The sequence below is a fragment of the Sphingomonas sp. S-NIH.Pt3_0716 genome (assembly GCF_003950715.1).
GTDB lineage: Bacteria > Pseudomonadota > Alphaproteobacteria > Sphingomonadales > Sphingomonadaceae > Sphingobium > Sphingobium yanoikuyae_A.
The window spans coordinates 132,514-157,387 of record NZ_QLJK01000002.1 but is presented as its reverse complement, the minus strand read 5'-3'; the positions used below and the strand labels follow the sequence as shown (position 1 = coordinate 157,387).

The 24,874-nt window shown below is 66.0% G+C and carries 20 protein-coding genes; 14 read left to right on the top strand and 6 right to left on the bottom strand.

Going from position 1 to position 24,874, the window contains the following annotated elements; genetic code table 11:
• Window positions 1–4: 4 nt before the first annotated feature.
• Entirely contained in the window at window positions 5–1,411 is a 1,407-nt protein-coding gene (locus tag BRX37_RS02300; protein WP_125985357.1) for an efflux transporter outer membrane subunit, read from the top strand.
• Between the two features lie 40 nt (window positions 1,412–1,451).
• On the opposite strand, the gene BRX37_RS02295 is transcribed toward BRX37_RS02300, so the two are convergent.
• Together BRX37_RS02295 and BRX37_RS26575 are read right to left on the bottom strand one after the other, a co-directional pair.
• On the bottom strand, window positions 1,452–2,045 hold the full coding sequence (locus BRX37_RS02295) for a nitroreductase family protein (protein ID WP_125985356.1): 594 nt from the start codon (window positions 2,043–2,045) through the stop codon (window positions 1,452–1,454).
• A gap of 123 nt (window positions 2,046–2,168) precedes the next feature.
• Window positions 2,169–2,336, bottom strand: coding sequence for a hypothetical protein (locus BRX37_RS26575; RefSeq protein ID WP_164522384.1), 168 nt, complete (start codon window positions 2,334–2,336; stop codon window positions 2,169–2,171).
• 340 nt (window positions 2,337–2,676) lie between these two features.
• Between BRX37_RS26575 and kdpF the strand changes: the two genes are divergently transcribed.
• Genes kdpF through BRX37_RS02265 form a run of 6 tightly spaced genes read left to right on the top strand, consistent with a single transcriptional unit; the run spans window position 2,677 to window position 10,497 of the window.
• Complete coding sequence (kdpF, locus tag BRX37_RS02290) at window positions 2,677–2,766, top strand: K(+)-transporting ATPase subunit F (RefSeq protein ID WP_004208480.1); 90 nt, start codon at window positions 2,677–2,679, stop codon at window positions 2,764–2,766.
• A 12-nt stretch (window positions 2,767–2,778) separates the two neighbouring features.
• Window positions 2,779–4,482 carry a potassium-transporting ATPase subunit KdpA gene (gene kdpA / locus BRX37_RS02285; RefSeq protein ID WP_125985355.1) on the top strand — a complete coding sequence of 568 codons (1,704 nt, stop codon included), beginning with the start codon at window positions 2,779–2,781 and terminating at the stop codon, window positions 4,480–4,482.
• Window positions 4,483–4,494: 12 nt separating this feature from the next.
• Window positions 4,495–6,543 (top strand): potassium-transporting ATPase subunit KdpB, encoded by a 2,049-nt coding sequence (gene kdpB, locus BRX37_RS02280; RefSeq protein ID WP_125985354.1) that lies wholly within the window; start codon window positions 4,495–4,497, stop codon window positions 6,541–6,543.
• 14 nt (window positions 6,544–6,557) lie between these two features.
• Window positions 6,558–7,148, top strand: coding sequence for a potassium-transporting ATPase subunit KdpC (gene kdpC, locus BRX37_RS02275; protein WP_125985353.1), 591 nt, complete (start codon window positions 6,558–6,560; stop codon window positions 7,146–7,148).
• Window positions 7,145–9,805, top strand: coding sequence for a sensor histidine kinase (locus BRX37_RS02270; RefSeq protein ID WP_125985352.1), 2,661 nt, complete (start codon window positions 7,145–7,147; stop codon window positions 9,803–9,805). Before kdpC ends, BRX37_RS02270 begins: the two co-directional genes overlap by 4 nt.
• A complete protein-coding gene (locus BRX37_RS02265) occupies window positions 9,802–10,497 on the top strand; it encodes a response regulator (RefSeq protein ID WP_004208485.1) in 696 nt (231 codons plus the stop codon). The genes BRX37_RS02270 and BRX37_RS02265 overlap by 4 nt, the downstream gene beginning before the upstream one ends.
• Window positions 10,498–10,610: 113 nt before the next feature.
• On the opposite strand, the gene BRX37_RS02260 is transcribed toward BRX37_RS02265, so the two are convergent.
• Window positions 10,611–12,509: a potassium transporter Kup gene (locus tag BRX37_RS02260; protein ID WP_125985351.1), complete on the bottom strand. Its 1,899-nt coding sequence runs from the start codon at window positions 12,507–12,509 to the stop codon at window positions 10,611–10,613.
• Window positions 12,510–12,736: 227 nt separating this feature from the next.
• On the opposite strand from BRX37_RS02260, the gene BRX37_RS02255 reads away from it, so the two are divergent.
• From BRX37_RS02255 to BRX37_RS02235, 5 genes are all read left to right on the top strand, one after another.
• On the top strand, window positions 12,737–12,988 hold the full coding sequence (locus tag BRX37_RS02255) for a hypothetical protein (RefSeq protein WP_010338096.1): 252 nt from the start codon (window positions 12,737–12,739) through the stop codon (window positions 12,986–12,988).
• 104 nt (window positions 12,989–13,092) lie between these two features.
• Entirely contained in the window at window positions 13,093–16,422 is a 3,330-nt protein-coding gene (locus BRX37_RS02250) for a trifunctional glycoside hydrolase family 18/polysaccharide deacetylase/glycosyltransferase family 2 protein (protein ID WP_125985350.1), read from the top strand.
• A gap of 52 nt (window positions 16,423–16,474) precedes the next feature.
• On the top strand, window positions 16,475–16,891 hold the full coding sequence (locus BRX37_RS02245) for a PDZ domain-containing protein (RefSeq protein ID WP_318276564.1): 417 nt from the start codon (window positions 16,475–16,477) through the stop codon (window positions 16,889–16,891).
• 12 nt (window positions 16,892–16,903) lie between these two features.
• The gene (locus BRX37_RS02240) at window positions 16,904–17,590 is read left to right on the top strand and encodes a winged helix-turn-helix domain-containing protein (RefSeq protein ID WP_037508266.1); all 687 of its coding nucleotides are present in this window, start codon (window positions 16,904–16,906) and stop codon (window positions 17,588–17,590) included.
• Window positions 17,583–18,983 (top strand): sensor histidine kinase, encoded by a 1,401-nt coding sequence (locus BRX37_RS02235; protein ID WP_125985349.1) that lies wholly within the window; start codon window positions 17,583–17,585, stop codon window positions 18,981–18,983. The genes BRX37_RS02240 and BRX37_RS02235 overlap by 8 nt, the downstream gene beginning before the upstream one ends.
• A gap of 252 nt (window positions 18,984–19,235) precedes the next feature.
• On the opposite strand, the gene BRX37_RS02230 is transcribed toward BRX37_RS02235, so the two are convergent.
• Window positions 19,236–20,096 carry an SMP-30/gluconolactonase/LRE family protein gene (locus BRX37_RS02230; RefSeq protein WP_125985348.1) on the bottom strand — a complete coding sequence of 287 codons (861 nt, stop codon included), beginning with the start codon at window positions 20,094–20,096 and terminating at the stop codon, window positions 19,236–19,238.
• A 1-nt stretch (window position 20,097) separates the two neighbouring features.
• Window positions 20,098–21,246: an aldose epimerase family protein gene (locus tag BRX37_RS02225; RefSeq protein WP_099232317.1), complete on the bottom strand. Its 1,149-nt coding sequence runs from the start codon at window positions 21,244–21,246 to the stop codon at window positions 20,098–20,100.
• A 125-nt stretch (window positions 21,247–21,371) separates the two neighbouring features.
• Here BRX37_RS02225 and BRX37_RS02220 point away from each other — a divergent pair, with 125 nt between their 5' ends.
• Entirely contained in the window at window positions 21,372–22,676 is a 1,305-nt protein-coding gene (locus BRX37_RS02220) for a sugar MFS transporter (protein WP_125985347.1), read from the top strand.
• A 204-nt stretch (window positions 22,677–22,880) separates the two neighbouring features.
• Here the strand turns inward: BRX37_RS02220 and BRX37_RS02215 are convergent, their stop codons facing one another.
• The gene (locus tag BRX37_RS02215; RefSeq protein ID WP_010338088.1) at window positions 22,881–23,648 is read right to left on the bottom strand and encodes a FadR/GntR family transcriptional regulator; all 768 of its coding nucleotides are present in this window, start codon (window positions 23,646–23,648) and stop codon (window positions 22,881–22,883) included.
• Window positions 23,649–23,879: 231 nt separating this feature from the next.
• Between BRX37_RS02215 and araD1 the strand changes: the two genes are divergently transcribed.
• Entirely contained in the window at window positions 23,880–24,872 is a 993-nt protein-coding gene (gene araD1, locus BRX37_RS02210) for an AraD1 family protein (protein WP_097385737.1), read from the top strand.
• Window positions 24,873–24,874: the final 2 nt, after the last annotated feature.

Here is a 24,874-nt window from a genome sequence, read left to right as displayed (position 1 = left end):
AGCCATGACAAGGAACCTGATTGCCCTGTTGCTCGGCGCCAGTGCCCTGACGGCCTGCGCCGCCGGGCCGGATTACAAGGCCCCCGCCACCCCGACCACAGCCGCCGCCCCCTTCATCGGGGCGGCGAGCCCGGCGGTCGCCCAGAGCGCCGCCGATGACCATTGGTGGCGGCTCTATAACGACCCGCTGCTCGATGGACTGGTCGGCGATGCGCTGAAGGCCAATACCGACATCCGCGTCGCCGTCGCCCGGCTGGAACGCGCCCGCGCCCAGTTGCGCGGCGCCCGCTCCGACCGGTTGCCCAGCACCAATATCAGCGGCTCTCCAACCTATGGCCGGGTGTCGCAGGCCCAGACCCTGCCCGGCATGGACCGGGAAAACTGGACCGTCGATATGGGGCTGGACGTCGCCTATGAGGTCGACCTGTTCGGCCGGGTGAAGCGCAGCATAGAGGCCGCGCGCGGCGATGTCGGCGCGGCCCAGGCCGATGCCGATGCCGTCCGCGTTGCCGTCGTCGCCGATACGGTGCGCGCCTATGTCGACGCCACCGCCTCGGCCCAGCGGCTGGCCGTCGCGAAGGAGACGGTCGACCTGCTCGACAAGTCGATCCGCATCACCAGCGCCCGCTTCGACGCCGGCCGGTCCGACCGGCTGGACGTGATCCGGGTCACCACCCTGCGCGAACAGCAGCAGGCGCTGATCCCCAATCTGGTCGCGGATCGCAATGCCGCATTATTCCGGTTGGCGACGCTGACCGGGCGGACGCCGCAGGAACTGCCCGCGTCTGTCCAGAACGCGACCGTGACACCGAATGTGACACAGCCCATCCCCGTCGGCGACGGCCAGGCGCTGCTGGCACGGCGGCCGGACGTGCGCGCGGCCGAACGACGGCTGGCGGCCGACACGGCGCGCGTCGGCGTGGCCACCGCCGATCTCTATCCGCGCATCACCCTGGGCGGATCGATTGGCACCACCGCGATTGGCGGCGGCAATCTGTTTGGCGCCGGACCGCTCAACTTCCTGCTGGGGCCACTGATCAGCTGGGCCTTCCCCAATCAGGAAGCCAACCGGGCGAAGATCGCGGCGGCCAGGGCGGATGGCGACGCGTCGCTCGCCGCCTTTGACGGCACGGTGCTGCAGGCGCTGGAGGAAACCGAGACGGCGCTGTCCAGCTACGCCAATGCGCTGGAGCGGCGGGCGACGTTGCAATCGGCGCGGGACGAGGCGGCACGGGCTGCACGGATCAGCCTGGCGCGCCAGCGCGAAGGGCAGATCGACTTCCTGACCGTGCTGGATGCGTTGCGCACCCAGGCTTCGGCCGACGCGGACCTGGCGACCGCCAACCGCTCGGTCGCCTTTGCCCAGGTGGACCTGTTCCGCGCCCTGGGCGGCGGCTGGACCACGACCTGATACGGAAAGGGCGGCGTCTTCCAAAACGCCGCCCTTTTTGTCAGACGATGAAGTTGCCCTGATGGGCGAATGTCTCGATCTCATGCCGGCCGCTCGGCGCCTCGCGTGCCTGCAGCGCTTCGGGCAGGCTGGCCTTGTCGCCCTGCCGCCCGATCGCGATCGCCGCCTCGATCCGGAAACGCTCCGGCACGGCCAGTTCGGTGCGGGCCTTGTCGAAATCGACGCCGGTCATCGCATGGGTATGATAGCCAAGCCGCGTCGCCTGCAGCGCCAGCGTCGCCCAGGCGGCGCCGGCATCGAAACTATGGCTGTGCGAAGGCTTGTAATCTTCCGATCCCGGCGCGGCCATCAGCGTGTCGGAAATGACGAAGACCAGCGCCCCGGCATGCTGGACCCAGCCCTGATTGAACGGAAAGAGCAGGTCGAGGAAGCGCGCCCAGTCGGCACTGTCGCGATGGGCATAGAGGAAGCGCCAGGGCTGGTAGTTGAAGGCCGAAGGCGCCCAGCGGGCGGCATCGAACAGCGTGTCGATATCGGCCTGGGGAATGGCGGAGCCGTCAAAGGCGCGGGGCGACCAGCGCTCCAGGATCAGCGGATCGACGGGACGGGTAACTTCGCGCGGGCTGGTGGCCATCTGGATCTCCTTCAAGGCGATGACGCGATCGGCGCGCCATGCTGTTGGAAATCTATCTAGCGGATGTTCCGCCGCTGCGAAGAGGCGTTGGACTTTCGCCCTGGAAACACAGGGTTTCCCCGATCAGGCGCAGGCATCCTGTGGCTGGCGTTCGCGGTCGACACGCGACCCCGGAGCATTACGGTCATCGGCATCGCGCTCGAACAGCACGACGGCAGGTTCCCTGAAAAGGGCCTGCGCCAGCCGTTCGCGCAGGCGCGTCAACGGTCCGTCCTGATCCTGATAGGCCATATATGCGTCCTCTCTGCCGACTCGGGCGGCTTATCTACCGATGGTATAGAGAATCGTCCCCCAAGCAATGCTGGCCGTCGCGGTAGAAAAGCTATCCGTCCCGGCCCCTTCGGAAAATCATACGCAAATACTATGCAGCCGCCCCGGCCCGCGTCTCGCATTCAAACGGAAGAGGGGCCTAATCGGGCGCTCGCTAACGACCCGGTCCGCCTCCCGCGGCGGGCGTGATGCGGGAGTTACCCCCATGCAGGATCTCTTGTGGATCGGCATCATCCTGGCGCTCACGGCGGCTAGCCTTGGCTATGTCCGGCTGTGCGGCGACGCCTGAAGGAGGGATGCCATGACCATCGACCTCTGGCTCGCGGCGATCACCGCCGCCGGGCTTCTCGTCTATCTCGTTGCCGTGCTCGCACGGCCTGAACGCTTTTAAGGGGGGCCGCACATGACCTTCCAGGGATGGCTGCTGATCGCAGCCTTTGTCGGCATCTTGCTGGCGCTCACCAAACCGATGGGCCTGTGGCTGTTCGCCCTTTATGAGGGCCGCCGCACCCCGCTTCATGCCGTATTCGGCCCGGTCGAGCGGGGCTTCTACAAATTGTCGGGGATCGATCCCGACGCCGAGCAGAGCTGGCGCCGCTACGCGGTTCACATGCTGCTCTTCAACGTCGCGCTGCTGCTCTTCACCTATGCGGTGCTGCGTCTGCAGGGGCTGCTGCCGCTCAATCCTCAGGGCTTTGCCGGCACCAGCAGCGACCTCGCCTTCAATACGGCGATCAGCTTCACCACCAACACCAACTGGCAAAGCTATTCGGGCGAGTCGACCATGTCGAACCTGGCCCAAATGCTGGGCCTCTCCATCCACAATTTCCTGTCGGCCGCCACCGGCATTGCCCTGGCCTTCGCCCTGTTCCGCGGCTTTGCGCGGCGCAGCGCAGCGACGATCGGCAATTTCTGGGCCGACGTCACCCGCGTGACCCTCTATCTGCTGCTGCCGATCTGCATCGTCTATGCCCTGTTCCTGATCGCGAGCGGCGTGCCGCAGACGCTGGCCGGGTCGGTCGACGTGACCACGCTGGAAGGCGTGAAGCAGACCCTGGCGCTTGGCCCCGTCGCCAGCCAGGAAGCGATCAAGATGCTGGGCACCAATGGTGGCGGCTTCTTCAACGCCAACAGCGCCCATCCCTTCGAGAATCCGACCGCGCTCACCAATCTTGTGCAGATGCTGTCGATCTTCGTGATCGGCTTTGGCCTGACCTGGACCTTCGGCAAGGCCGTTGGCAATCCACGCCAGGGCTGGGCCATCCTCGCCGCCATGCTGGTGATCTTCCTCGCCGGCGTCACCGTCACCTATTGGCAGGAAGCGGCCGGCAATCCGGTGCTCCACAATCTGGGCGTCGCCGGTGGCAATATGGAGGGCAAGGAAGTCCGCTTCGGCATCGCCGCCTCCGCCCTGTTCTCGGTCGTCACCACGGCGGCAAGCTGCGGCGCGGTCAACGCCATGCATGACAGCTTCACCGCACTGGGCGGCATGATCCCGCTGTTCAACATCCAGTTGGGCGAAGTCGTGATCGGCGGCGTCGGCGCAGGCATCTACGGCTTCCTGCTGTTCGCCATCCTGGCCGTGTTCGTCGCGGGCCTGATGGTCGGCCGCACGCCGGAATATGTCGGCAAGAAGATCGAGAGCCGCGAAGTCAAGCTGGCCGTGCTCGCCATTGCCGTGCTGCCGCTCATCATCCTGGGCTTCACCGCCATCGCCAGCGTCACCGACGCGGGCCTGGCCGGGCCGCTCAACAAGGGACCGCATGGCTTCAGCGAGATCCTCTACGCCTTCACCAGCGCCGTCGGCAACAATGGCTCGGCCTTTGCCGGCCTGTCGGCCAACAGCCCCTTCTATAACGGGATGCTGGGCGTCGCGATGTGGATCGGCCGCTTCTTCATCATCATTCCCATGCTGGCCATCGCAGGCAGCCTGGCCGCGAAGAAATATACGCCCGAAACCGCCGGCAGCTTCCCCACCACTGGGGCGCTGTGGACCGGTCTGCTGGTCGGCATCGTGCTGATCGTTGGCGGCCTGACCTTCCTGCCCAGCCTCGCCCTTGGCCCCATCGCCGATCATCTCGCGATGATCCGTGGCCAGCTTTTCTAAGGATCCATGCACATGGCCCGATCCTCCAACAAATCCGAACAAAAATCGCTCTTCACGGCGGACCTGATCGTCCCGGCTTGTCGAGACGCCTTCCGCAAACTCAATCCCAAGGAACTGATCCGCAACCCGGTGATGTTCACCACCGCGATCGTCGCGGTCCTGCTGACCGTCCTGCTCCTTGTCGGGCAGGACAGCCTGGCCGTCGGCTTCAAGCTGCAGCTGGTGATCTGGCTCTGGCTCACGGTCCTCTTCGGCACCTTTGCCGAGGCGCTGGCAGAAGGCCGTGGCAAGGCGCAGGCCGCCTCGCTGCGCGCCACCAAGGCGGAACTGACCGCCAAGCGGCTGAAGGGCCATGGCGAAAGCTATGAAAATGTCGCCGCCAGCGCGCTGAAGCTGGGCGACGTGGTGCTGGTCCAGACCGGCGACCTGATCCCGTCCGATGGCGAGGTCGTGTCCGGCGTCGCCTCCGTCAACGAAGCGGCCATTACCGGCGAATCCGCGCCGGTGATCCGCGAGGCGGGCGGCGACCGTTCGGCCGTGACGGCGGGCACCCGCGTCATTTCCGACGAGATCCGCGTCCGCGTCACCGTCAATCCCGGCCAAGGCTTTCTCGATCGCATGATCGCGCTGGTCGAGGGTGCGGAGCGGCAGAAGACGCCGAACGAGATCGCCCTCACCCTGTTGCTGGTCGGCCTGACCATCATCTTCCTGATCGCGGTCGGCACCATCCCCAGCTTCGCCAGCTATGCCGGCGGCGCCATTCCGGTGGCGATCCTTGCGGCGCTGCTGATCACCCTGATCCCGACCACCATCGCCGCCCTTCTGTCGGCGATCGGCATTGCCGGCATGGACCGTCTGGTGCGCTTCAATGTGCTCGCCAAGTCGGGCCGCGCGGTAGAGGCGGCGGGCGACATCGACGTGCTGCTGCTGGACAAGACCGGCACCATCACCGTGGGTGATCGTCAGGCGACCGAATTCCGTCCGGTCGGCGGTGCCACCCCGGCCCAGCTCGCACAAGCCGCGCTGCTCGCCAGCCTGGCGGACGAGACGCCCGAGGGCCGTTCGATCGTGCTGCTGGCCCGCGAAGGCTTCAACCAGTCGGTAGACGCGCTGCCCGCCAATGCGGAGATCATTCCCTTCACCGCCCAGACCCGGATTTCCGGCGTCACCATCGATGGATCGACGATCCAGAAGGGGGCGGTGGATTCGGTGCTGAAGGCCAATCCGGGCCTGGGTTCCACCCCGGTCGCCAACGAACTGCGCCGCATCACCGACGAGATCGCCCGTGCCGGCGGCACCCCGCTGGCGGTGGCCAAGGACGGCAAGCTGCTGGGCGCGATCTTCCTCAAGGACATCGTCAAGGCCGGCATCCGGGAACGGTTCGGCGAACTGCGCCAGATGGGCATCCGCACTGTGATGATCACCGGCGACAACCCGCTGACCGCCGCCAGCATCGCGGCCGAGGCCGGGGTCGACGACTTCCTGGCGCAGGCAACGCCGGAGGACAAGCTGGCCCTGATCCGCAAGGAACAGCAGGGCGGCCGCCTGGTCGCGATGTGCGGCGACGGCACCAACGACGCCCCTGCCCTGGCGCAGGCCGATGTCGGCGTCGCCATGAACACCGGCACCCAGGCTGCCCGCGAAGCCGGCAACATGGTCGACCTGGACAGCGATCCGACCAAGCTGATCGAGGTAGTGGGTCTGGGCAAGCAGTTGCTGATGACGCGCGGCGCGCTCACGACCTTCTCGGTCGCCAATGACGTGGCCAAATATTTCGCGATCATCCCGGCCATGTTCGTGGCGCTCTATCCGGGCCTTGGCATCCTCAACGTCATGGGGCTGGCCACGCCGGAAAGCGCGATCCTGTCGGCGATCATCTTCAACGCGCTGATCATTCCCTGTCTGGTGCCGCTGGCGCTCAAGGGCGTGACCTATCGCCCGATCGGCGCCGGTCCGCTGCTGGCCCGCAACCTCGCAATCTATGGCCTGGGTGGCCTGATCGCGCCGTTCGCCGGGATCAAGCTGATCGACCTTGCCGTCAACGGCCTTGGCCTCGCCTGAGGAAGGACAAATCCATGTTTACCGATTTCAAATCCGCTTTGCGTCCGGCCCTGACCATGACGCTGCTCTTCGCCCTGCTGCTGGGCATTGCCTATCCGCTGGCGCTGACCGGCATCGGCCAGGCGGTGTTCCCGTCCCAGGCCAATGGCAGCCTGGTCGAGGATCAGGGCAAGGTCGTCGGTTCGACCATCATTGGTCAGGCCTTCACCTCGGACATCTATTTCCACAGCCGTCCGTCGGCGGCGGGCAAGGGCTATGACGGCCTTGCCTCCTCCGGCTCCAACTATGGTCCGACCAGCCAGGCGCTGGCCGACCGCGTCAAGACCGACGTCGAGACTCTTCAAGCTGCTACACCTGGTCGTTTTGTTCCGTCCGATCTGGTGACCACCTCTGCCTCGGGGCTTGACCCCCATATCAGCCCCGAGGCAGCTTTTTATCAGGTCGATCGCGTCGCCGCTGCGCGCGGGATCGATGCGGCGCGCGTCCGCAGCCTGGTAGAACAGAGCATCGAGCAGCCCCTGCTGGGCTTCATCGGCGAACCCCGCGTCAATCTGTTCGATCTCAATCGACGGCTGGATGCAATTGAAGCTAAACGGACCAAGTGAACGAACAGCATCGCCCTGATCCAGAAGCCTTCCTGCGCGCAGCTGCGCAGGAAGGCCGTGGCCGCCTGAAGGTCTTTCTCGGCGCCGCGCCGGGGGTGGGCAAGACATGGGAGATGCTGACCGAAGGACGGCAGCGGCGCGAGGCAGGCGTCGATGTCGTCGTCGGCGTGGTGGAGACCCATGGCCGGCGTGAGACCGAAGCGCTGGTCCATGGTCATGAGATCATCCCCCGCCGCACCGTCGACCATCAGGGCCACAGCCTGGGCGAGATGGATATCGACGCGATCCTGGCGCGCCATCCGCAGCTGGCGCTGGTCGATGAACTCGCGCACAGCAATGCGCCGGGCAGCCGCCACCCCAAACGCTATCAGGATGTCGAGGAATTGCTGGGCGCCGGCATCGACGTCTATTCGACGATCAACATCCAGCATGTCGAAAGCCTCAACGACGTCGTCGCCTCCTTCACCCGCGTCCGCGTGCGGGAAACGGTGCCCGATTCGATCCTGGAACATGCCGAGATCGAAGTGGTGGACATTCCGCCCGACGAGCTGATCGAGCGGCTGAAGGACGGCAAGGTCTATATCCCGCAGGAAGCCAGCCGCGCCCTCAACCATTTCTTTTCCAAGTCGAACCTGACCGCCCTGCGCGAACTGGCGCTGCGCCGCGCCGCCCAGGCGGTCGATGCCCAGATGCTCGATTATGTCCGCGCCCATGCGCTGGCGGGCAGCTTCGCCGCCGGCGAGCGGGTGATCGTGGCGGTGAGCGAACAGCCGAGCGCCGCCGGTCTGGTCCGTTCCGCCAAGCGGCTGGCCGATGCGCTGCGCGCGCCCTGGACCGCCATCCATATCGAAACCCCGCGTGGGCCGCAGCTGTCGGACGAGGACCGGCAGCGTCTGGCCGATACGCTTGCCCTCGCCTCCCGCCTGGGCGCCGAAACCGCCTCCATCCCCGCCCCCAGCGTCGCCGACGGTCTGCGCGGTTTCGCCGCCGACGCGCGCGCTACCCAGATCGTGATCGGCAAGTCGGCGCGCAGTTGGTGGTTCGAATTGCGCCATGGGTCGGTGGTCGACCGGCTGGTGCGCGACATCGGCCCGGTCGCCGTCCATGTCATGCCCGGCGAGGAAAGCGCGCCGCGCCCGCGCGCCGCCAGCAGCGGCCATTGGGGCGACCCGATCGGCTATGTCTGGTCGATGCTGGCGGTGATCGGCATGACCCTGCTCGGCCGGCTGATGCTGGAGGTGATCGACCTCGGCAACATCGCCCTTCTCTATCTGGTGCCGGTGATGTTCGCGGCGGCCAGCCATGGCCTGCGCACGGGTCTTGCCACCGGCCTGGCCTCCAGCCTTGCCTATAATTTCTTCTTCCTGCCGCCGACCGGCACGCTGACCGTCAGCAATCCGGAAAATGTCATCTCCATCCTCGTCTTCCTGGGCGTGGCGGTGGTGACCAGCCAGTTTGCCGCGCGGATGCATGCCCAGTCGGTGCTGGCCCAATTCAGTGCGCGGCAGAATGCAACGCTGGCCGGCTTCTCGCGCCAGCTGACCGCCTCCCCCAGCCTGGAGGAAATCCGCCACGCCATCTGCGCCGAGATCGCCCGGCTGTTCGACGTGCGAGCCGTGCTGATGATCCCGTCGGATGAAGGGCCGCAATTGCGCGCCGCCTATCCGCCCGAGGACCGGCTGGACGAGATCGAGCGCGCCGCCGCCCGCTGGGCAATGGAGCATGGCGAGCCGGCCGGGCGCGGCTCCTCCACCCTCACCGCGTCGGACTGGCTGTTCCTGCCGGTGACGGCCAAGGACGCGGTGCTGGCCGTGATCGGCCTGGCCCGCGAGGATGCCGGCGAACCGGTCCGATCCGATCAGTTCCCGCTGCTGATGAGCCTGATCGACCAGGCCGCGATCGCGCTCGACCGCATGGCGCTGGAGGAGGCGATGCTGGAAGCCGGACAGATTCGCGAGCGGGACCGGCTGCGCTCCGCCCTGCTTTCCTCGGTCAGCCATGATCTGCGCACGCCGCTCACCACCATTATCTCGGCGACGCGCGAGATGCGCACCCACCCCTCGCCCGAACTGATCGATACGCTGGATGGCGAGGCCCAGCGCCTGTCCCGCTTCGTCGCCAATCTACTCGACATGGCGCGGGTGGAGGCCGGCGCACTGCCGATGCGGGCGGAGGCGACCGACCTGTTCGATGCGGTCGCCAGCGCCGCCCATGACAGCCGCAGCGCGCTGGCCGATCGCCAGCTCGACGTGCAGATCCCACCCGACATCCCGCTGGTCCGGGTCGACCCGGTGCTGCTGCACCATATCCTCATCAACCTGCTCGACAATGCCGGCCGCTATGGCGATCCCGGCACACCCGTGACCGTGCGCAGCCTGCGCGAGCCCGACGCCATCAGCCTGTCGGTGATCGACCAGGGGCCGGGCATCCCGGCCGGCATGGAGGCGCGGGTGTTCGACACCTTCACCCGGTTGGAAGGATCGGATCGGTCGAAGACCGGCACCGGCCTTGGCCTCGCCATCGTCAAGGCCTTTGCCGAGGCGATGGGGCTCAGCGTATCGGCGCGCACCGTTGCCGCCCCGCCCGGCGCCTGCTTCACCCTGCACATTCCCCAATCCCTCATCCTCACCGATATCATGGAAAAGGACATCGCATGAAGCCGCGCCACAGCCTGCTGATCGTCGACGACGAACCGCAGATCCGCCGGCTGATCCAGGCCGCCCTCGCCCGCGCCGATTATGCCACGATCGAGGCGCAGACCGCGCGCGAGGCGCTGGACAAGCTGCGCAGCGAGCGGCCCGACATCACCCTGCTGGACCTGGGCCTGCCCGATCGCGACGGGCTGGAGCTGGTGCCGATCATCAAGAAGGAAAGCGACACGACGCTGATCATCGTGTCGGCGCGCGACGCCACCGACGAGAAGGTCGCCGCGCTGGACCTGGGCGCCGACGATTATCTGACCAAGCCGTTCGACACCGACGAACTGCTTGCCCGCGTGCGGGTGGCGCTGCGCAATAGGATGACGCGCGATGGCGGATCGACCAAGGTGACGGCCGGCGACCTGACGATCGACCTGGTCGCCCATATCGTCACGAAGGGCGGAGTCGAAGTGCATCTTACGCCCAAGGAATATGGCGTGCTGGAGCAGCTGGCGCGCTTTCCCGGCCGGGTCATCACCCACAAGCAGATCATGGACCATGTCTGGCCCAACGAACATGCCCATCATGTCGAATATCTGCGCGTGCTGGTGCGCGGCCTGCGCCAGAAGCTGGAGGCCGACCCGCAGCGGCCCCAGATCATCAGCAATGAACTGGGGATCGGCTACCGCCTGAAACAGGGTGCAGACTGACTTCTCTCCGATCGTCATCCCGGACTTGATCCGGGATCCATTCAGAGCTTCCTCACAGCCGTAGCGCCGAATGGATCCTGACTTTCGTCAGGATGACGGCAACGAGGAAAGCCTTAGATCTCGATCTGCGACCCAAGCTCGACCACGCGGTTGGTCGGCAGGTTGAAGAAGGCCATCGGGCTTTCGGCATTGCGGATCATCCAGGCGAACAGCTTTTCGCGCCACATCGCCATGCCCGGCCGTTCCGACGGGATCAGCGTCTGGCGGCTGAGGAAATAGCTGGTGTCCTTGACGCTGATCGGTCCACCACAGTCGTGGACCGACTTCATCGCCGCTGGAATATCCACATCCTCCATGAAGCCGTGACGCAGGATAAGCCGGTAAAAGCCCGATCCATGATCCTCCACCGTCGTGCGCCCCTGCAGCGGCAAATACGGCACGCCCTGGGTGCGCACGGTCAGGATGATGACCCGTTCGTGCAGCACCTTGTTATGCTTCACATTGTGCAGCAGCGCTGGCGGCACGCCGTCGGTGGTGGAGGAGAGGAAGATCGCCGTCCCCGGCACGCGCTTGAGCGAGGCCAGCGTCGATCGCACGAACAGGTCCAGCTCCATCGCCCCTTCGCGCAGATAATGGCGCATGATCCGCCGCCCGGTCGCCCAGGTGGTCAGCACGGTGAAGACCACCGCCGCGACCAGCAGCGGGAACCATCCGCCATCGGGGATCTTGGTCACGTTCGACGCGAAATAGGCGCCGTCGATGATCAGGAACAAGCCGGTGACGCCCGCCGCCGCCGGCAGTGGCCAGCGCCATACGCTGAAGGTCAGCACGCCCAGCATGCAGGCGGTGATGACCATCGTGCCGGTCACTGCGATGCCATAGGCGGCCGCCAGGTTGCTGCTGTTGCCAAAGCCCAGCACCAGCAGGATGACGAAGATCAGCAGCAGCCAGTTGATCAGCGGCACATAGATTTGGCCGGCGGCCGAGGCGCTGGTGTGCAGGATGCGCAGGCGTGGCAGGAAGCCCAGCTGCACCGCCTGCTGCGTGACGGAGAAGGCCCCGGAGATCACCGCCTGGCTGGCGATGATCGTCGCCATGGTGGCCAGGATCACCAGCGGCAGACGCGCCCAGTCCGGCGCCATCAGGAAGAATGGATTCTGTGCCGCCGCCGGATTGTCGAGCAGCAACGCCCCCTGCCCCAGATAGTTGAGCATCAGGCAGGGGAAGGCGGCATAGAGCCAGGCGATGCTGATCGCCTTGCGCCCGAAATGGCCCATATCGGCATAGAGCGCCTCCGCCCCCGTCACCGCCAGCACGACCGAGCCGAGCGCCAGGAAGGCGAGCTTGGGGTCGATCGCGAAGAAGCGGATCGCCCAGAGCGGATTGACGATGCCGATGATTTCGGGGTGCTGCATGACATTGACGATACCGAGCGCGGCGAGCGTGATGAAATAGATCGCCATGATCGGGCCAAAGGCCATGCCGACCATCGCCGTGCCGAAGCGCTGGATCAGGAATAGTGCGATCAGGATCAGGATCGCGATCGGCAGCACCATATCCGCCAGGCTCGCCTGCACGATGGTCAGGCCCTCGACCGCCGACAGCACCGAAATGGCCGGTGTGATGATCGCGTCGCCATAGAAGAGCGCGGTCGCCAGCACCCCCAGCATCGCGATCGCCGGGGTCCAGCGGGTCTCGCCCAGCCGCCGGCCGATCAGCGCCAGCAGCGCCATGCTGCCGCCTTCGCCATCATTGTCGGCGCGCATGACGATGAACACATATTTGACGGTGACGATCAGCGTCATCGTCCAGAAGATCAGCGAGAGGACGCCATAGATATGCAGCGGATCGACCGCCAGCGGGTGATGGCCGACGAAGCTTTCCTTGAGCGCATAGAGCGGCGAGGTGCCGATGTCGCCGAACACCACGCCCAGCGCACCGAGCGCAAGCGCAGCCGGTCGGCCGTGCGGCGTGCGATCCTGGCCTGCGGCCGGATCCCCCTGTTCAGTCATCTATGCGTGCCCTTCGTCTTTCTATCGGGCCGCCATGCCATGAAAGGCCATTTGAAAACCATAGGGGTCTGCCCTCCTCGGCATAGGATTCGCATATGATTCCAGCCCGGACGGCCTGCATCAGCTTCAAATGCTATGAAATCCCTACGCAATCTGCCGGTTCCCTGTCTCGCATCCCTATGCCCGTCCGCTTAATTGCGATGCCGCCGCAACGGAGGCGGCACGTGATGCATAATTGGCGTCCCCGCTGGACCTTGAAGATCGGCCTGCGCCTGCTCGGCCTCGCCTTGCTGGCCACGCTCTGGCCCGAAGGGCGCGCCTTGGCTGCGCTCGCCCATGGCCATCCAGCGGTCACCATCGGCCAATTGTCGCTCGCCGCGCTGGCCTTTCTTTGTGCCAGCGGCGGGATGGCGCTGCTGTTGATGGGCCCCGACCTGTGGAAGCCGGTGCGCCTCGCTGATCGCTGGACCGCGCGATAAGGTTCATGACCAAGATTTCATGATGGGATCATCCGGCGGGAAGCCGGGCCGGCCTATTGCCGCGTCATCGTCGCAGAGGAGTAGCGACGCGCGGACCACAGGCCATGACCAGACCAATTTTCTTCGATCCCACCGGCCGGCGCGGCATCTGGGCGCGGCGTGCCCTCGCCGCCCTGCTGTGCGCCATCATCGCCGCCACCATCGCCTTTGCGACGACGCTGATCGCCGTCCCGTCGGAAGGCGATCTGGCGCTGCCTTTACCCCAGCCACGCGCCGCGCATCTGACCGGCATGTCGCGGCTGCGCCATGACCTGTCCAAATGGCTGCCGCGCTGGCCCGGCCATGTCGCACAGGCCCGCCCGCTCAATGTCGGCTTCTATGTCCCCGATGAAGAAAGCAGCATCGCCTCGCTGCGCCGTCATGTCGGCCAGCTCGACTGGGTCGTGCCCGCGTTGGTGACCGTGCCCGGCAGCGATCCCGCGCCCCGTTTCCATGCCGACCCGCGCCTCGACCAGATGATCGCGAGCATGGGCCGACCGCCCAAGCTGCTGCCGATGGTCCAGAATCTGGATGCCCATGGCTGGAACGGCGCCGGCACCGCCCGTCTGCTCGCCAATCCGGCCGCCAGCCGCCAGCTCGCCCAGCGGCTCGCCGCCTCGGTCGCGGCACATCATGATGCCGGACTGGTGATGGACTTTGAATCGCTGCCGTCCGGCGCGCTGCCCGCCTATCTCCATTTCCTGCGTCAGCTGCGCAGCGACCTGCCCGCCCGCGCCAAGCTGGCCGTCACCGCCCCGGCTGGCGAGGAATGGCCGCTCGCCCGCCTCGGCCAGGTCGCCGACCATGTCATCTTCATGGCCTATGACCAGCATTGGCAGGGCGGCACGCCCGGCCCGATCGCGGCGCAGGACTGGTTCGCCCGCGCGGTCGAGGATGCCAGCCGCCGCGTCGGCCGCGATCGCATCATCGTCGCGCTCGGCAGCTATGCCTATGACTGGCATGATGGCGGCGCCGACGCCCTGTCGCTCGACGAGGCCTGGCTCGCCGCCCATGACAGCGACGCCCCGGTCAGCTTCGATCCCGCCAGCGGCAATGCCGGCTTCGCCTATGATGATGACGGCCATCGCCATCAGGTCTGGATGCTCGATGCCGCCGCCAGCTGGAACGAGTTGCAGGCGCTCCGTCGCCTCGGCATCCAGGGCGTGGCGCTGTGGCGGCTGGGCAGCGAGGATCCGGGCATCTGGTCCGATCTCACCGCCTTCCGCAACGGCAGCCGGCCCGACCTGCGTCAGGTCGCGAGCAAGCTCGACACCGATGTCGAGGGATCGGGCGAGATATTGCGCATCACCGCAACGCCGACCGATGGCAGCCGCTCGATCGCCTTCGGCCCGCAGGGGACGATCTTGCGCGAAACCTATCATGTCCTGCCCACCCCCTATCAGGTGCGGCGGACCGGCGGCGCCCAGCCCAAGATGCTGGCGCTGACCTTCGACGATGGCCCGGACGCGACCTGGACGCCGAAAATCCCGTCGGTGCTGGAACAGCATCATGTGCCCGGCACCTTCTTCGTCATCGGCGAAAATGCACTTGAGCATCCCGGCCTGTTGCAGCGGATCGTCGCCGACGGCGACGAGATCGGCAACCATAGCTACAGCCATCCCAACCTTGCCACCTGGTCGGACGAGAGCACCCGCCTCGAACTCAACGCCACCCAGCGGCTGGTCCAGGCCTATACCGGGCGCAGCATGAAGCTGTTCCGCGCGCCCTATTTCGGCGACGCCGAACCGACCACGGCGGACGAACTGGGTCCGGCACTGGCAGCGCAGAAGGCGGGCTATACGGTCGTCGGCCTGCACGTCGATCCCAATGACTGGCAGCGGCCGGGCACCGATACGATCGTTCACCAGGTGATCGATCAGGTCCATGCCGCCGATACCGAGCGGTCCGGGAATATCATCCTGCTGCACGACGGTGGCGGCGAACGGTCGCAGACGGTCGCGGCCCTGCCGCAGATCATCACGACCCTGCAGAAGGAAGGCTATCGCTTCGTGCCGGTGTCGCGTCTTGCCGGCCTGTCGCGCGAAGCGGCGATGCCGCCGGTCCGTGCCGGCGACCTGACCGCCGTGCGCGTCGATGTCGGCATGTTCATCACGCTCGCCCTCATCTCGGCCCTGCTCGGCTGGATATTCTATGTCGCCATCTCGCTCGGCATTGCCCGCGCGCTGCTGATGACCTTCCTCGCCTGGTTCCAGACCCGCCGCGACCGCCCGGCTCCGCCCGTCTATCAGCCAACCGTCTCGGTCATCATTCCCGCCTATAATGAGGCGCGGGTGATCGAGGCGTCGGTGCGCCGCGTGCTGGCCAGCGACTATCCCGCATTGCAGTTGATCGTCGCCGACGACGGGTCGAAGGACGAAACCAGCGCCATCGTCGCCCGCGCCTTTGCCGACGATCCGCGCGTCACCCTGCTGACCTTGCAGAATGGCGGCAAGGCGGCGGCGCTCAACCGCGCCCTGACCGAAGCCACCGGCGAGATATTGATCGCGCTCGACGCCGACACCCAGTTCGAGCCGCTGACGATCGCGCGGCTGGCGCGCTGGTTCGCCGATCCCGCCATCGGCGCGGTGGCGGGTGACGCCCGTGTCGGCAACCGGGTCAATCTCGTCACCCGCTGGCAGGCGCTGGAATATATTACTGCGCAGAATCTGGAGCGGCGCGCGCTCGCCGGCTTCGACGCCATGACGGTGGTGCCCGGCGCCGTCGGTGCCTGGCGCCGGGCGGCGCTGGATGCCGTGGGCGGCTATCCCGAAGACACGCTTGCCGAGGATCAGGATCTGACCATCGCGATCCAGCGCGCCGGCTGGCGCGTCACCTTCGATCCCGAGGCGATTGCCTGGACCGAGGCACCCGAAAGCTTCAAGGCGCTGTCGAAGCAGCGCTATCGCTGGGCCTTCGGCACGCTGCAATGTCTGTGGAAGCACGCCGCCATCCTGCGCAGCCGCAAGCCCACTGGCCTCGCGCTGGTCGGCATGCCGCAGGCCTGGCTGTTCCAGATCGTCTTTGCCGCCATCTCGCCGCTGATCGATCTGGCGCTGCTGCTGTCGATCGCCGGGACGATCCTGCGCGTGCAGCAGCATGGCTGGGCCCAGACCAGCGGCGACGTTGCGACCATGGCGCTCTATTGGCTGGTGTTCACCGGCATCGACATCGCCTGCGGCTGGATGGCTTATCGGCTGGACGGCAACAAGGTGCGCTACCCCGCCCATCTGCTGGTCGCCCAGCGCTTCGTCTATCGCCAGATCATGTATTGGGTCGTCGTCCGCGCCATCGCATCGGCCATTGGCGGCTGGGTCGTGGGATGGGGCAAGCTGGAACGGTCGGGCCGCGTCTCGGTCACACCCGCTGCAGCGGTCCCCGGCATGAACAAAGTGTAACATGACACGCAACCCCGCCTCGCCCATTCTACCCGCAAAGACAGCTCAGGACATGGCCAGGAACATGGAGGCCCCGCGCATAGACAAGACCGCAACCAGCCGCCTGCTGATCGGCCTGGCGCTGTGTGCGGCGTTGATGAGCGGCGCCTTCTTCCTGCATGTCCGCCGCGATGCGGAGGATCATGGCAGCGTGTCGGGCGCGAGTGCCCAATTGCTGCCCGGATTGACGCTGGAAAATGCCGAGCCGGCCGGCACCGGCCTTGTCGTCACCAGCATGGAATCGAGCGGCCCGGCGGCCCGCGCCGGCATCGCCGTGGGCGACGACCTCATCCGTATCGACAGCACGCCAATCGCCTCGCTGGACCAGGCCAATGCCTATCTCAGCCAGCATGGCAACGCCCATCTCATATTGGGCTTGCGGCATCAGGATGCCGTCCGCATGGTGGCGCTCGACCGTTCGCCAGATTAGGGGGCCGCGCGCATGAGCCACAAGATTCTGGTGGTGGAGGATGATGCCGCCACCGCCGCCTATATCGTCAAGGGCATGACCGAGGCGGGCTTTACCGTCGATCAGGCCGACAATGGCCGCGACGGCCTGTTCCTCGCCAGCGACGGCAGCTATGGCGCGATCATCCTCGACCGGATGATGCCGGCGATGGACGGCATGGCGATGCTGAAGGCGCTGCGTGCCGCCAGCATCGAAACCCCGGTCATCTTCCTCTCCGCGCTCGGGACGCCCGAGGACCGGGTCGAGGGGCTCACCAGCGGCTCCGACGATTATCTGACCAAGCCCTTCGCCTTTGCCGAACTACTCGCGCGCGTGCAGTTGCTGTTGCGCAAGGCCGGCGGCAATGCCGCGGTCGTCACCAGCCTGCGCTATGACGATCTCGACATGGACCTGCTTGCCCGCCGGGTGAAGCGCGCCGGCAAGGCGATCGACCTGCAACCGCGCGAATTTCGCCTGCTCGAATTCTTCCTGCGCCACCCCGACCAGGTCGTCACCCGCACCATGTTGCTGGAGGGCGTGTGGGACTATCATTTCGACCCCGGCACCAATGTGATCGACGTGCATATCAGCCGCCTGCGCCGCAAGCTGGACGATGGATCGGACCGGCCGCTGCTGCATACGGTGCGCGGCATGGGCTATCGCCTGGGCCTCGATGGCTGAGGCGAAGGTGCCGGCTGGAGCAGCGACCGGCTGGCGCGGCTTTGCCCGGTCGACCATCGGCCGCTTCGTCGGGCTCGCCTTCCTCTGCCAGTTCCTGGTGACCGGCGGCGTGCTGCTGTTCGTGCAGCAGGCGAGCCAGCGCACCGTCGTCGCCGCCGACCGCGATGCCGTCCATGACCTGCGCGACGAATTGTTGCGGATCGCGCGGGAGCGCGGGGCGGCCGGGCTGCGCCAGGATATCGAACGGCGCCTGCCCACGGTGCGCAGCGAGCGCATCGTTCTGTTGCTGACCGATGCGCAGGGGCGGATTGTCGCGGGCAATCTGGGCGCCTGGCCGACGACAATTCCCGACAATACCCCCTGGCGCACGATCGAGCTGTACCGCATCGGCGGCGAACAGCCCGAGCCGATCGGCGTCAGCACATCCCGCCTGCCCGATGGCGGCCGCCTGCTCGCCGGCATCGTCACGTCCCACAGCCTGCAACTGACCCGCATCTATGAGGAGGCGCTGACCATCGCCTTCCTGATGAGCTTGCTGCTCACCCTCATCATCGCGATCCTGCTCGGCCGGGTACTGACGCGCCAGATTTCCGCGATCGCCGACACTGCCAATGCGGTCGCCGTCGGCGCCTTCCATCGCCGGGTCGCGACCGACGGCAGCGGCGACGCCTTCGATCGGCTGGGCCAGTCGATCAACGCCATGCTGGAGCGGATCGACGCGCTGGTCAGCCAGTTGCGGATGATGACCGACGGCCTCGCCCATGACCTCAAGTCCCCCGTCACCCGCCTGCTCTCGGTGGTCGAGCAGGCCAGCACCCAGACCCGCGACGACCAGGCCCTCGACGCGCTGGAAAAGGTCCATCGCGAGGCGCAGACGCTGCAGGGGATGCTCTCGACCGCCCTGCTCATCAGCCGCACCGAGGCCGGTTTCGGCAGCGACCGAATGCGCGACACGACGATCGCCGAACTGCTGGAGGATCTGGCCGAAGTCTATGGCCCGCTGATCGAGGATAGCGGCTTCACCCTCCATGTCGCGGCCCCCGCTGGCCTCGCCTTCCCGCTTCACCGCGAACTGGTGAGCCAGGCCATCGCCAATCTGATCGAGAATGCGCTGAAATATGCCGAGGGCGGCGATCGTATCGCGCTTGAAGCCGCGATGGATGGCGACGCGCTCACCATCAGCGTCAGCGACAATGGGCCGGGCATTCCCGCCGACCAGCATGAGGCGGCGATGAAACGCTTCGGCCGACTCGACCCGTCGCGCACCAAGCCCGGATCGGGGCTGGGCCTGTCGCTGGTCGAGGCCGTGGCACGACTGCATCATGGCGCACTGCTGCTGGGTGATGCCGCCCCTGGCCTGCGCGCGACATTGCGCCTGCGCCGCCCCGCCTGAGCGGTGCCCGATTTTCCAGCGATTTCAGGGAAAAGGCACATCCCGGCCGACAGCGTAGCGCGTGCAGTCGCCGGCCATCGACCGGGATGAAGCATTGCCACCCTTTTGGAGAGGGGAGTGACAACGTTGTCCTGCACATTAGCGCGTAGCCGCAGGGGTTGCAACAGCGATTTGCCACGGCTCGTCGCAGGACATGAAAAAAGCCGCCAAGCCCTTGCAGGCCGGCGGCTTATTTCTGTCGGTTGGCTTGTATCAGCCGGCGTAGAGATTGGTCGGCAGGCCCTTCACACCGCATTCCACCTCGAAAAAGGCGCCGTCATAGTCGGATTCGGGCAGGCCGATCGCGGCCGAACTGACGAACATGCGGTCGAGGTCGGGACCGGCGAAGGTGATGTTGGTCACCTGCTTGGCCGGCAGTTCGATCGCCCGATCGAGCTTACCCTCGGGCGAGAAGCGGCTGATCCGCGAACCGCCCCAATGGGCCACCCACAAATAGCCTTCGGCATCCACCGTCATGCCATCGGGATGGCCATCGGCTTCGGTGAAGGTGATGAAGGGCTGGCGATCGTGAATCGCGCCATCCGCGCCGCGGCGGAAGCGATACATGATCCGGCGGCCGGTATCGCTATGATAGAGATATTCGCCACAGGCCGAGAAGGCCGGGCCATTGGGCACGCGATAGCCATCGTCCATCACCGTGACCGAACCATCGGGATCGAGGCGATAGAGCGCGCCGACATCCTGCCCTTCGGCCATGTCCATCGTGCCGCACCAGATGCGGCCATCCTTGTCCGCCTTGCCATCGTTCATGCGATTGCCGGGCAGATGCGGTTCGGGATCATGGATCGGCGTGATCGCCAGCGGATCCAGCGTGAAGCTGGCAAAGCCGCTCTGGAAGCCGCCGATGAAGCCGCCCTGCGCCCGCTCGGCCACCCAGCCAAGCGGTTCGGGCATGGCCCAGCGCGACACCTGGCCATCGTCGAGCGACAGCCGGTTGAGCGCCGGGGCCAGGATATCGACCCAATAGACCGCATTTTCACGGGCGGACCAGAGCGTCCCCTCCCCCAGCGTGTCGCGGATGTCGCCGCGTTCAATCTTGCGCCAGGCGGTCATGTCAGCGCTTCACCGACAGGCGATAGACCATCTGGTGGTGATAGGGCTTGCCCGGATCGACCCGCGCAGAAACGAAGCTCGGCTGGTTGGGCGAGTCGGGGAATTTCTGCGGTTCCAGCGCGATGCCGTCGCCCATGCGATACACATGCTGGTTCTTGCCGATGAAGGTGCCGTCCAGGAAATTGCCGGTATAAAATTGCACGCCCGGCTCGGTGGTCAGCACTTCGAGCACGCGGCCCGATGCCGGATCTTCCAGACGCGCGGCAAGGCCCGGCGTCTTGGTCAGCCCCTTATCGAGCGCGAAATTATGGTCATAGCCGCGGCCCGCGATGATCTGCGCATCATGGCCATCGCGGATGCCGTCGGCAACGCGGCGACCATTGCGGAAGTCGAACACCCCGCCTTCCACCGGCTTCAGTTCGCCGGTCGGGATCAAATTGGCATCGACCGGGGTATAGGCCTTGGCCGGAATCGTCAGCACATGGCCCAGCGCGCCGTCGGTCGAGCCTTCGCCGCCCAGGTCGAAGATCGCATGGTTGGTCATGTTGACGATGGTCGGCTTGTCGGTCTTCGCGTCGAACGCGATGCCCAGATTGCCGCTTTCATCCAGCGTGTAGGTGACGGTGACGTCCAGCTTGCCGGGATAGCCCGAATCGCCATCGGGGCTGACCAGCGACAGTATCAGCGTCGCGACCGGGCCACTCTTGACCGACACGACCTTCCACACCTGCTTGTCGAAGCCCTTGCCGCCGCCATGCAGCGAATTGACCTTGTCGTTGAGCGGCAGCTGATAGGCCTTGCCGTCGAGGCTGAACTTGCCGCCCGCGATGCGGTTGGCATAGCGGCCCACGGTCACGCCGAAGAAGTTGGGATGGTCGACATAGCCGGCCAGATCGTCATAGCCCAGCAGCACGTCGGCGCTCTTGCCGTCCTTGTCCGGGCCGGACAGCGACTGGAGCGTCGCGCCATAGCTCAGGATCTTGGCCGACACGCCATGGCTGTTGCTCAGCGTGATCGTCTCGATCGCGGTGCCGTCCGCCAGCTTGCCGGCCGGCGCGCGGCTGGCATCCGCCGCCATCGCCGTGCCGCTTGCGAGCGACAGGGCCAGTGCGTATGACAGCGCTGTTTTCAAATCGACGACCTTTCGCATGGACTTCCTCTCGTGAAACCTAGGCCCATTGACGGGCCGTTACGGGGGATATACTCCGACAAAATAAGCGGACGCAACCCTAGATCGGTCTCGTCAGCTAGTGGAACTGCACTGGAGAAGGATGAATGGCAGGACCGATTTCCTCAGGCGCTGCGCCGATCGCAACGCATAACCCCGGCACGCGTTATGGGCCCGCGCTCGCGCTGCTGGCCAGCCTCTTCTTCATGTGGGGCTTCATCACCGTCATCAACAACACGCTGCTGCCGCATCTGCGCAGCGTGTTCGAGCTGAGCTATACCCAGACGACCTTGATCGAATCGGTCTGGTTCATCGCCTATTTCGTCGCCTCGATTCCCTCGGCCAAGCTGATCGAGCGGGTCGGCTATCAGAAGTCGCTGGTGATCGGCCTGCTGATCATGGCTGCCGGCGCGCTGGGCATGACGGTCGCCGCATCCATCCCCTCCTATGGCGTGACCCTGGTCATGCTGTTCGTGATCGCCAGCGGCATCACGCTGCTGCAGGTCGCCGCCAACCCCTATGTCGCGGTCGTCGGCAAACCGGAAACCGCCTCGTCGCGCCTCAACCTGGTGCAGGCGATGAACTCGGCCGGCACGATGCTGGCCCCGATGTTCGGCGCCTATCTGATCCTCGGCCGGTCGAAGGCCGGCACGGCGCAGGGCGAAGTCGTCCTGACCCAGGCCGAACGCCTGGCCGACGCCCAGTCGGTGATCCTGCCCTATGTGCTGGTCGCGATCGTGCTGGTGGTGCTGGCCTTCGTCATCGCCCGCTTCCCCCTGCCCGCCATGGGCAGCGCAACCTCGCGCCTCGCCAAGGAAGAGCGCAAGAAGCATTCGCTCTGGTCGCACCGCAACCTGGTGTTCGGCATCCCGGCGATCTTCATCTATCTGATCGCGGAAATCGGCGTCGCCAACCTGTTCGTCAATTTCGTCAGCCAGCCCACCATCGCCAACCTGACCCATGAACAGGCCGGCAATTATCTGTCGCTGCTGTGGGGCGGCATGATGGTCGGCCGCTTCGCGGGCTCGGCGATCATGCAGAAGTTCGACGCGGGCCATGTCCTCGCCGCCTTCTCGGTCGGCGCCTTCATCGTGATGATGGTCACCGTCTTCACCACCGGCCCGGTCGCCATGTGGTCGCTGATCCTGGTCGGCCTGTTCCACTCGATCATGTTCCCGACCATCTTCACCCTGGGCATCAAGGGCCTCGGCCCGCTGACCGAAGAAGGTTCGGGCCTGCTGGTGATGGCAATCGCCGGCGGCGCACTGGTCGTGGTGCAGGGCTGGATGGCCGACCATTATGGCCTGCAGACCAGCTTCCTGCTGACCGCCGCCTGCGAACTCTATGTCCTCTTCTACGCCCTGTGGGGATCGAAGACGACGCAGGCGCTGCCGGAGCCGGAACTGCACTAATCATCGGGGCAGCAGCCCAACAGAAAAGGCCGGGGTGGACATCCACCCCGGCCTTTTTTCTTTGGGTTGTTTTGTTAGCTACCGCACCGGCCCGCACCCCCACCCGGCCGCCCAGACATGGTATCCTGATGGGAGGCCGGGTGGGGGTGCGGGCCGGTGCGGCTCTTAAAAATGCGCTCTTCCGCGCATTTTTCGTCAGACGCCTCAGCGCCCCATCGTGCTCGCCGTGTCCTCCAGCGCCAGGTCGACCAGCACGCCCATCGCCTCGGCCGCCGCGACCGGATCGCCCGCCGCGATCGCATCATAGACGCGGACATGGTCGGGAATCGGGTTGCGCGGCAGGGCGCGGGCGCGCTGCTTGAACTGGGTGGTCCAGTTGACCGCCGCGCCGATGCTGGCAGTCAGCGTCAGCAAGGCATCATTGCGCGTCGCGTTCAGGATCGCATTGTGGAAATCGCGGTCGGCCGCGCGCCCTGCCTCGGTCGCCAGCGTATGGCGGCGCATCGCGGTCAGCGCATCCTTCATGATGCGCAGATCCTCCTTGTCGCGCCGCATCGCCGCGAGCCGCGCCGCTGCAGGCTCGACGATAGCGCGCAGCTCAAACAGGTCGCGCACGAACTGGATGTCGGGTTCGCCGGCAAAAGCCCAGGCCAGCACTTCGGGGTCCAGCAGGTTCCATCGATTGCGCGGCAGCACGCGGGTGCCCGCCTTGGGCCGGCTTTCCACCAGCCCCTTGGCGGTCAGCACCTGGATCGCCTCGCGATAGGCGCTGCGCGATACTTCCAGTTCCTCGGCAAAGGCGACTTCGCCCGACAGCGTGTCGCCGGGCTGATATTGGCCGGACAAGATCGCCATGCCCAGCTTGTGCGCGATCGCGCCATGCAGCCGGCGGCCGGGGCCGCGCGTCGGCTTGGCCGCCCCTCCGCCATTGTCCGCCCCTGCCCCATTTCCGGGCGGCTTCCCCTGTTCCATTCACGCTCCTCTCGGCCTGCCCCTCATCAGGCATGGCTCTTCTTAAAAGACAATCATTGCCATTACCATCTTCCTGTAATATGTCGGAGTAATTAAGGGATGGAAAGGGAAAAGGCGGCCGCCATTCGGCTGATTGCCCGACCTTTCCAGGCAGCGCGCCAGCATGGCGCAAAGCGGGATTGTCTAGCCAATACCAGCGCCACGGATCGGCGCGCGGGAGGAGAGTTTTTCATGACATTGCGTCTGTTGCAGCACCGCGCCGAAAACGGCGTCCGGTCCGTGATCGCGGCCGAAGGTGACACCGCCCATTTCGTTCCCGGTTTCGACAGCATCCGCGCGCTCGCGCTGCATGCCATCGACCGCAAGATCAGCCTGGCCGAAGCGGTCGCCGCCGCAGGCAAGGGTGATGCTGTCAACATCGGTGTCGCTTTCGAGGCCGGCGAACTGCTCGCCCCGATCGACCATGAGGATGGCGCCCATATCCAGCTGACCGGCACCGGCCTCACCCATCTCGGCTCGGCCGAGGGTCGCGACAAGATGCACCGCGAGGCGGCCGCCGTCGAAAAGCAGACCGATTCGATGCGCATGTTCCTGGAAGGGCTGGAGGGCGGCAAGCCCGCCGCCGGCCAGACCGGCCAGCAGCCCGAATGGTTCTACAAGGGTGACGGCTCGCAGCTCGTCGGCCCGACCGATCCGCTCACCATGCCCGCCTTTGCCAAGGATGGCGGCGAGGAACCGGAAATCGCCGGCATCTACATCATCGGCCCCGACGGCATGCCCTATCGCCTCGGCCTCGCGCTCGCGAACGAGTTCAGCGACCATGTGACCGAGCGCCACAATTATCTGTGGCTCGCCCACTCCAAGCTCCGCCAGGCCTCGCTCGGCCCGGAACTGCTGGTCGGCACCCCGCCCGAGCATATCGAGGGCACCAGCCGCATCCTGCGCGACGGCCAGACTATCTGGGAAAAGCCGTTCCTGTCGGGCGAAGGCAATATGTCGCACAGCTTCGCTAACCTGGAACATCATCATTTCAAATATGACCTGTTCCGCCGCCCCGGCGACGTCCATGTCCATTTCTTCGGCACTGCCACCCTGTCCTTCAGCGACGGCGTGCAGACGCAGGAAGGCGACGTGTTCGAAATCATCGCCGCGCCCTTCACCCTGCCGGTGCGCAATGCGCTCAAGCGCGCCGAACCTGTCGAAGTGACCGTACAGGCGCTCTGAAG

What these genes read in the sequence shown, in the direction of transcription:
- BRX37_RS02295 (WP_125985356.1), bottom strand. Translation starts at nt 2,045, where the DNA reads ATGGCCACCAGCCCGCGCGAAGTTACCCGTCCCGTCGATCCGCTGATC.
- BRX37_RS02225 (WP_099232317.1), bottom strand. Translation starts at nt 21,246, where the DNA reads ATGCGAAAGGTCGTCGATTTGAAAACAGCGCTGTCATACGCACTGGCC.
- BRX37_RS02265 (WP_004208485.1), top strand. Translation starts at nt 9,802, where the DNA reads ATGAAGCCGCGCCACAGCCTGCTGATCGTCGACGACGAACCGCAGATC.
- BRX37_RS02300 (WP_125985357.1), top strand. Translation starts at nt 5, where the DNA reads ATGACAAGGAACCTGATTGCCCTGTTGCTCGGCGCCAGTGCCCTGACG.
- BRX37_RS02215 (WP_010338088.1), bottom strand. Translation starts at nt 23,648, where the DNA reads ATGGAACAGGGGAAGCCGCCCGGAAATGGGGCAGGGGCGGACAATGGC.
- araD1 (WP_097385737.1), top strand. Translation starts at nt 23,880, where the DNA reads ATGACATTGCGTCTGTTGCAGCACCGCGCCGAAAACGGCGTCCGGTCC.
- BRX37_RS02245 (WP_318276564.1), top strand. Translation starts at nt 16,475, where the DNA reads ATGGCCAGGAACATGGAGGCCCCGCGCATAGACAAGACCGCAACCAGC.
- kdpF (WP_004208480.1), top strand. Translation starts at nt 2,677, where the DNA reads ATGACCATCGACCTCTGGCTCGCGGCGATCACCGCCGCCGGGCTTCTC.
- BRX37_RS02250 (WP_125985350.1), top strand. Translation starts at nt 13,093, where the DNA reads ATGACCAGACCAATTTTCTTCGATCCCACCGGCCGGCGCGGCATCTGG.
- kdpA (WP_125985355.1), top strand. Translation starts at nt 2,779, where the DNA reads ATGACCTTCCAGGGATGGCTGCTGATCGCAGCCTTTGTCGGCATCTTG.
- BRX37_RS02240 (WP_037508266.1), top strand. Translation starts at nt 16,904, where the DNA reads ATGAGCCACAAGATTCTGGTGGTGGAGGATGATGCCGCCACCGCCGCC.
- BRX37_RS02230 (WP_125985348.1), bottom strand. Translation starts at nt 20,096, where the DNA reads ATGACCGCCTGGCGCAAGATTGAACGCGGCGACATCCGCGACACGCTG.
- BRX37_RS02260 (WP_125985351.1), bottom strand. Translation starts at nt 12,509, where the DNA reads ATGACTGAACAGGGGGATCCGGCCGCAGGCCAGGATCGCACGCCGCAC.
- BRX37_RS02235 (WP_125985349.1), top strand. Translation starts at nt 17,583, where the DNA reads ATGGCTGAGGCGAAGGTGCCGGCTGGAGCAGCGACCGGCTGGCGCGGC.
- kdpC (WP_125985353.1), top strand. Translation starts at nt 6,558, where the DNA reads ATGTTTACCGATTTCAAATCCGCTTTGCGTCCGGCCCTGACCATGACG.
- BRX37_RS02255 (WP_010338096.1), top strand. Translation starts at nt 12,737, where the DNA reads ATGCATAATTGGCGTCCCCGCTGGACCTTGAAGATCGGCCTGCGCCTG.
- BRX37_RS02220 (WP_125985347.1), top strand. Translation starts at nt 21,372, where the DNA reads ATGGCAGGACCGATTTCCTCAGGCGCTGCGCCGATCGCAACGCATAAC.
- BRX37_RS26575 (WP_164522384.1), bottom strand. Translation starts at nt 2,336, where the DNA reads ATGGCCTATCAGGATCAGGACGGACCGTTGACGCGCCTGCGCGAACGG.
- kdpB (WP_125985354.1), top strand. Translation starts at nt 4,495, where the DNA reads ATGGCCCGATCCTCCAACAAATCCGAACAAAAATCGCTCTTCACGGCG.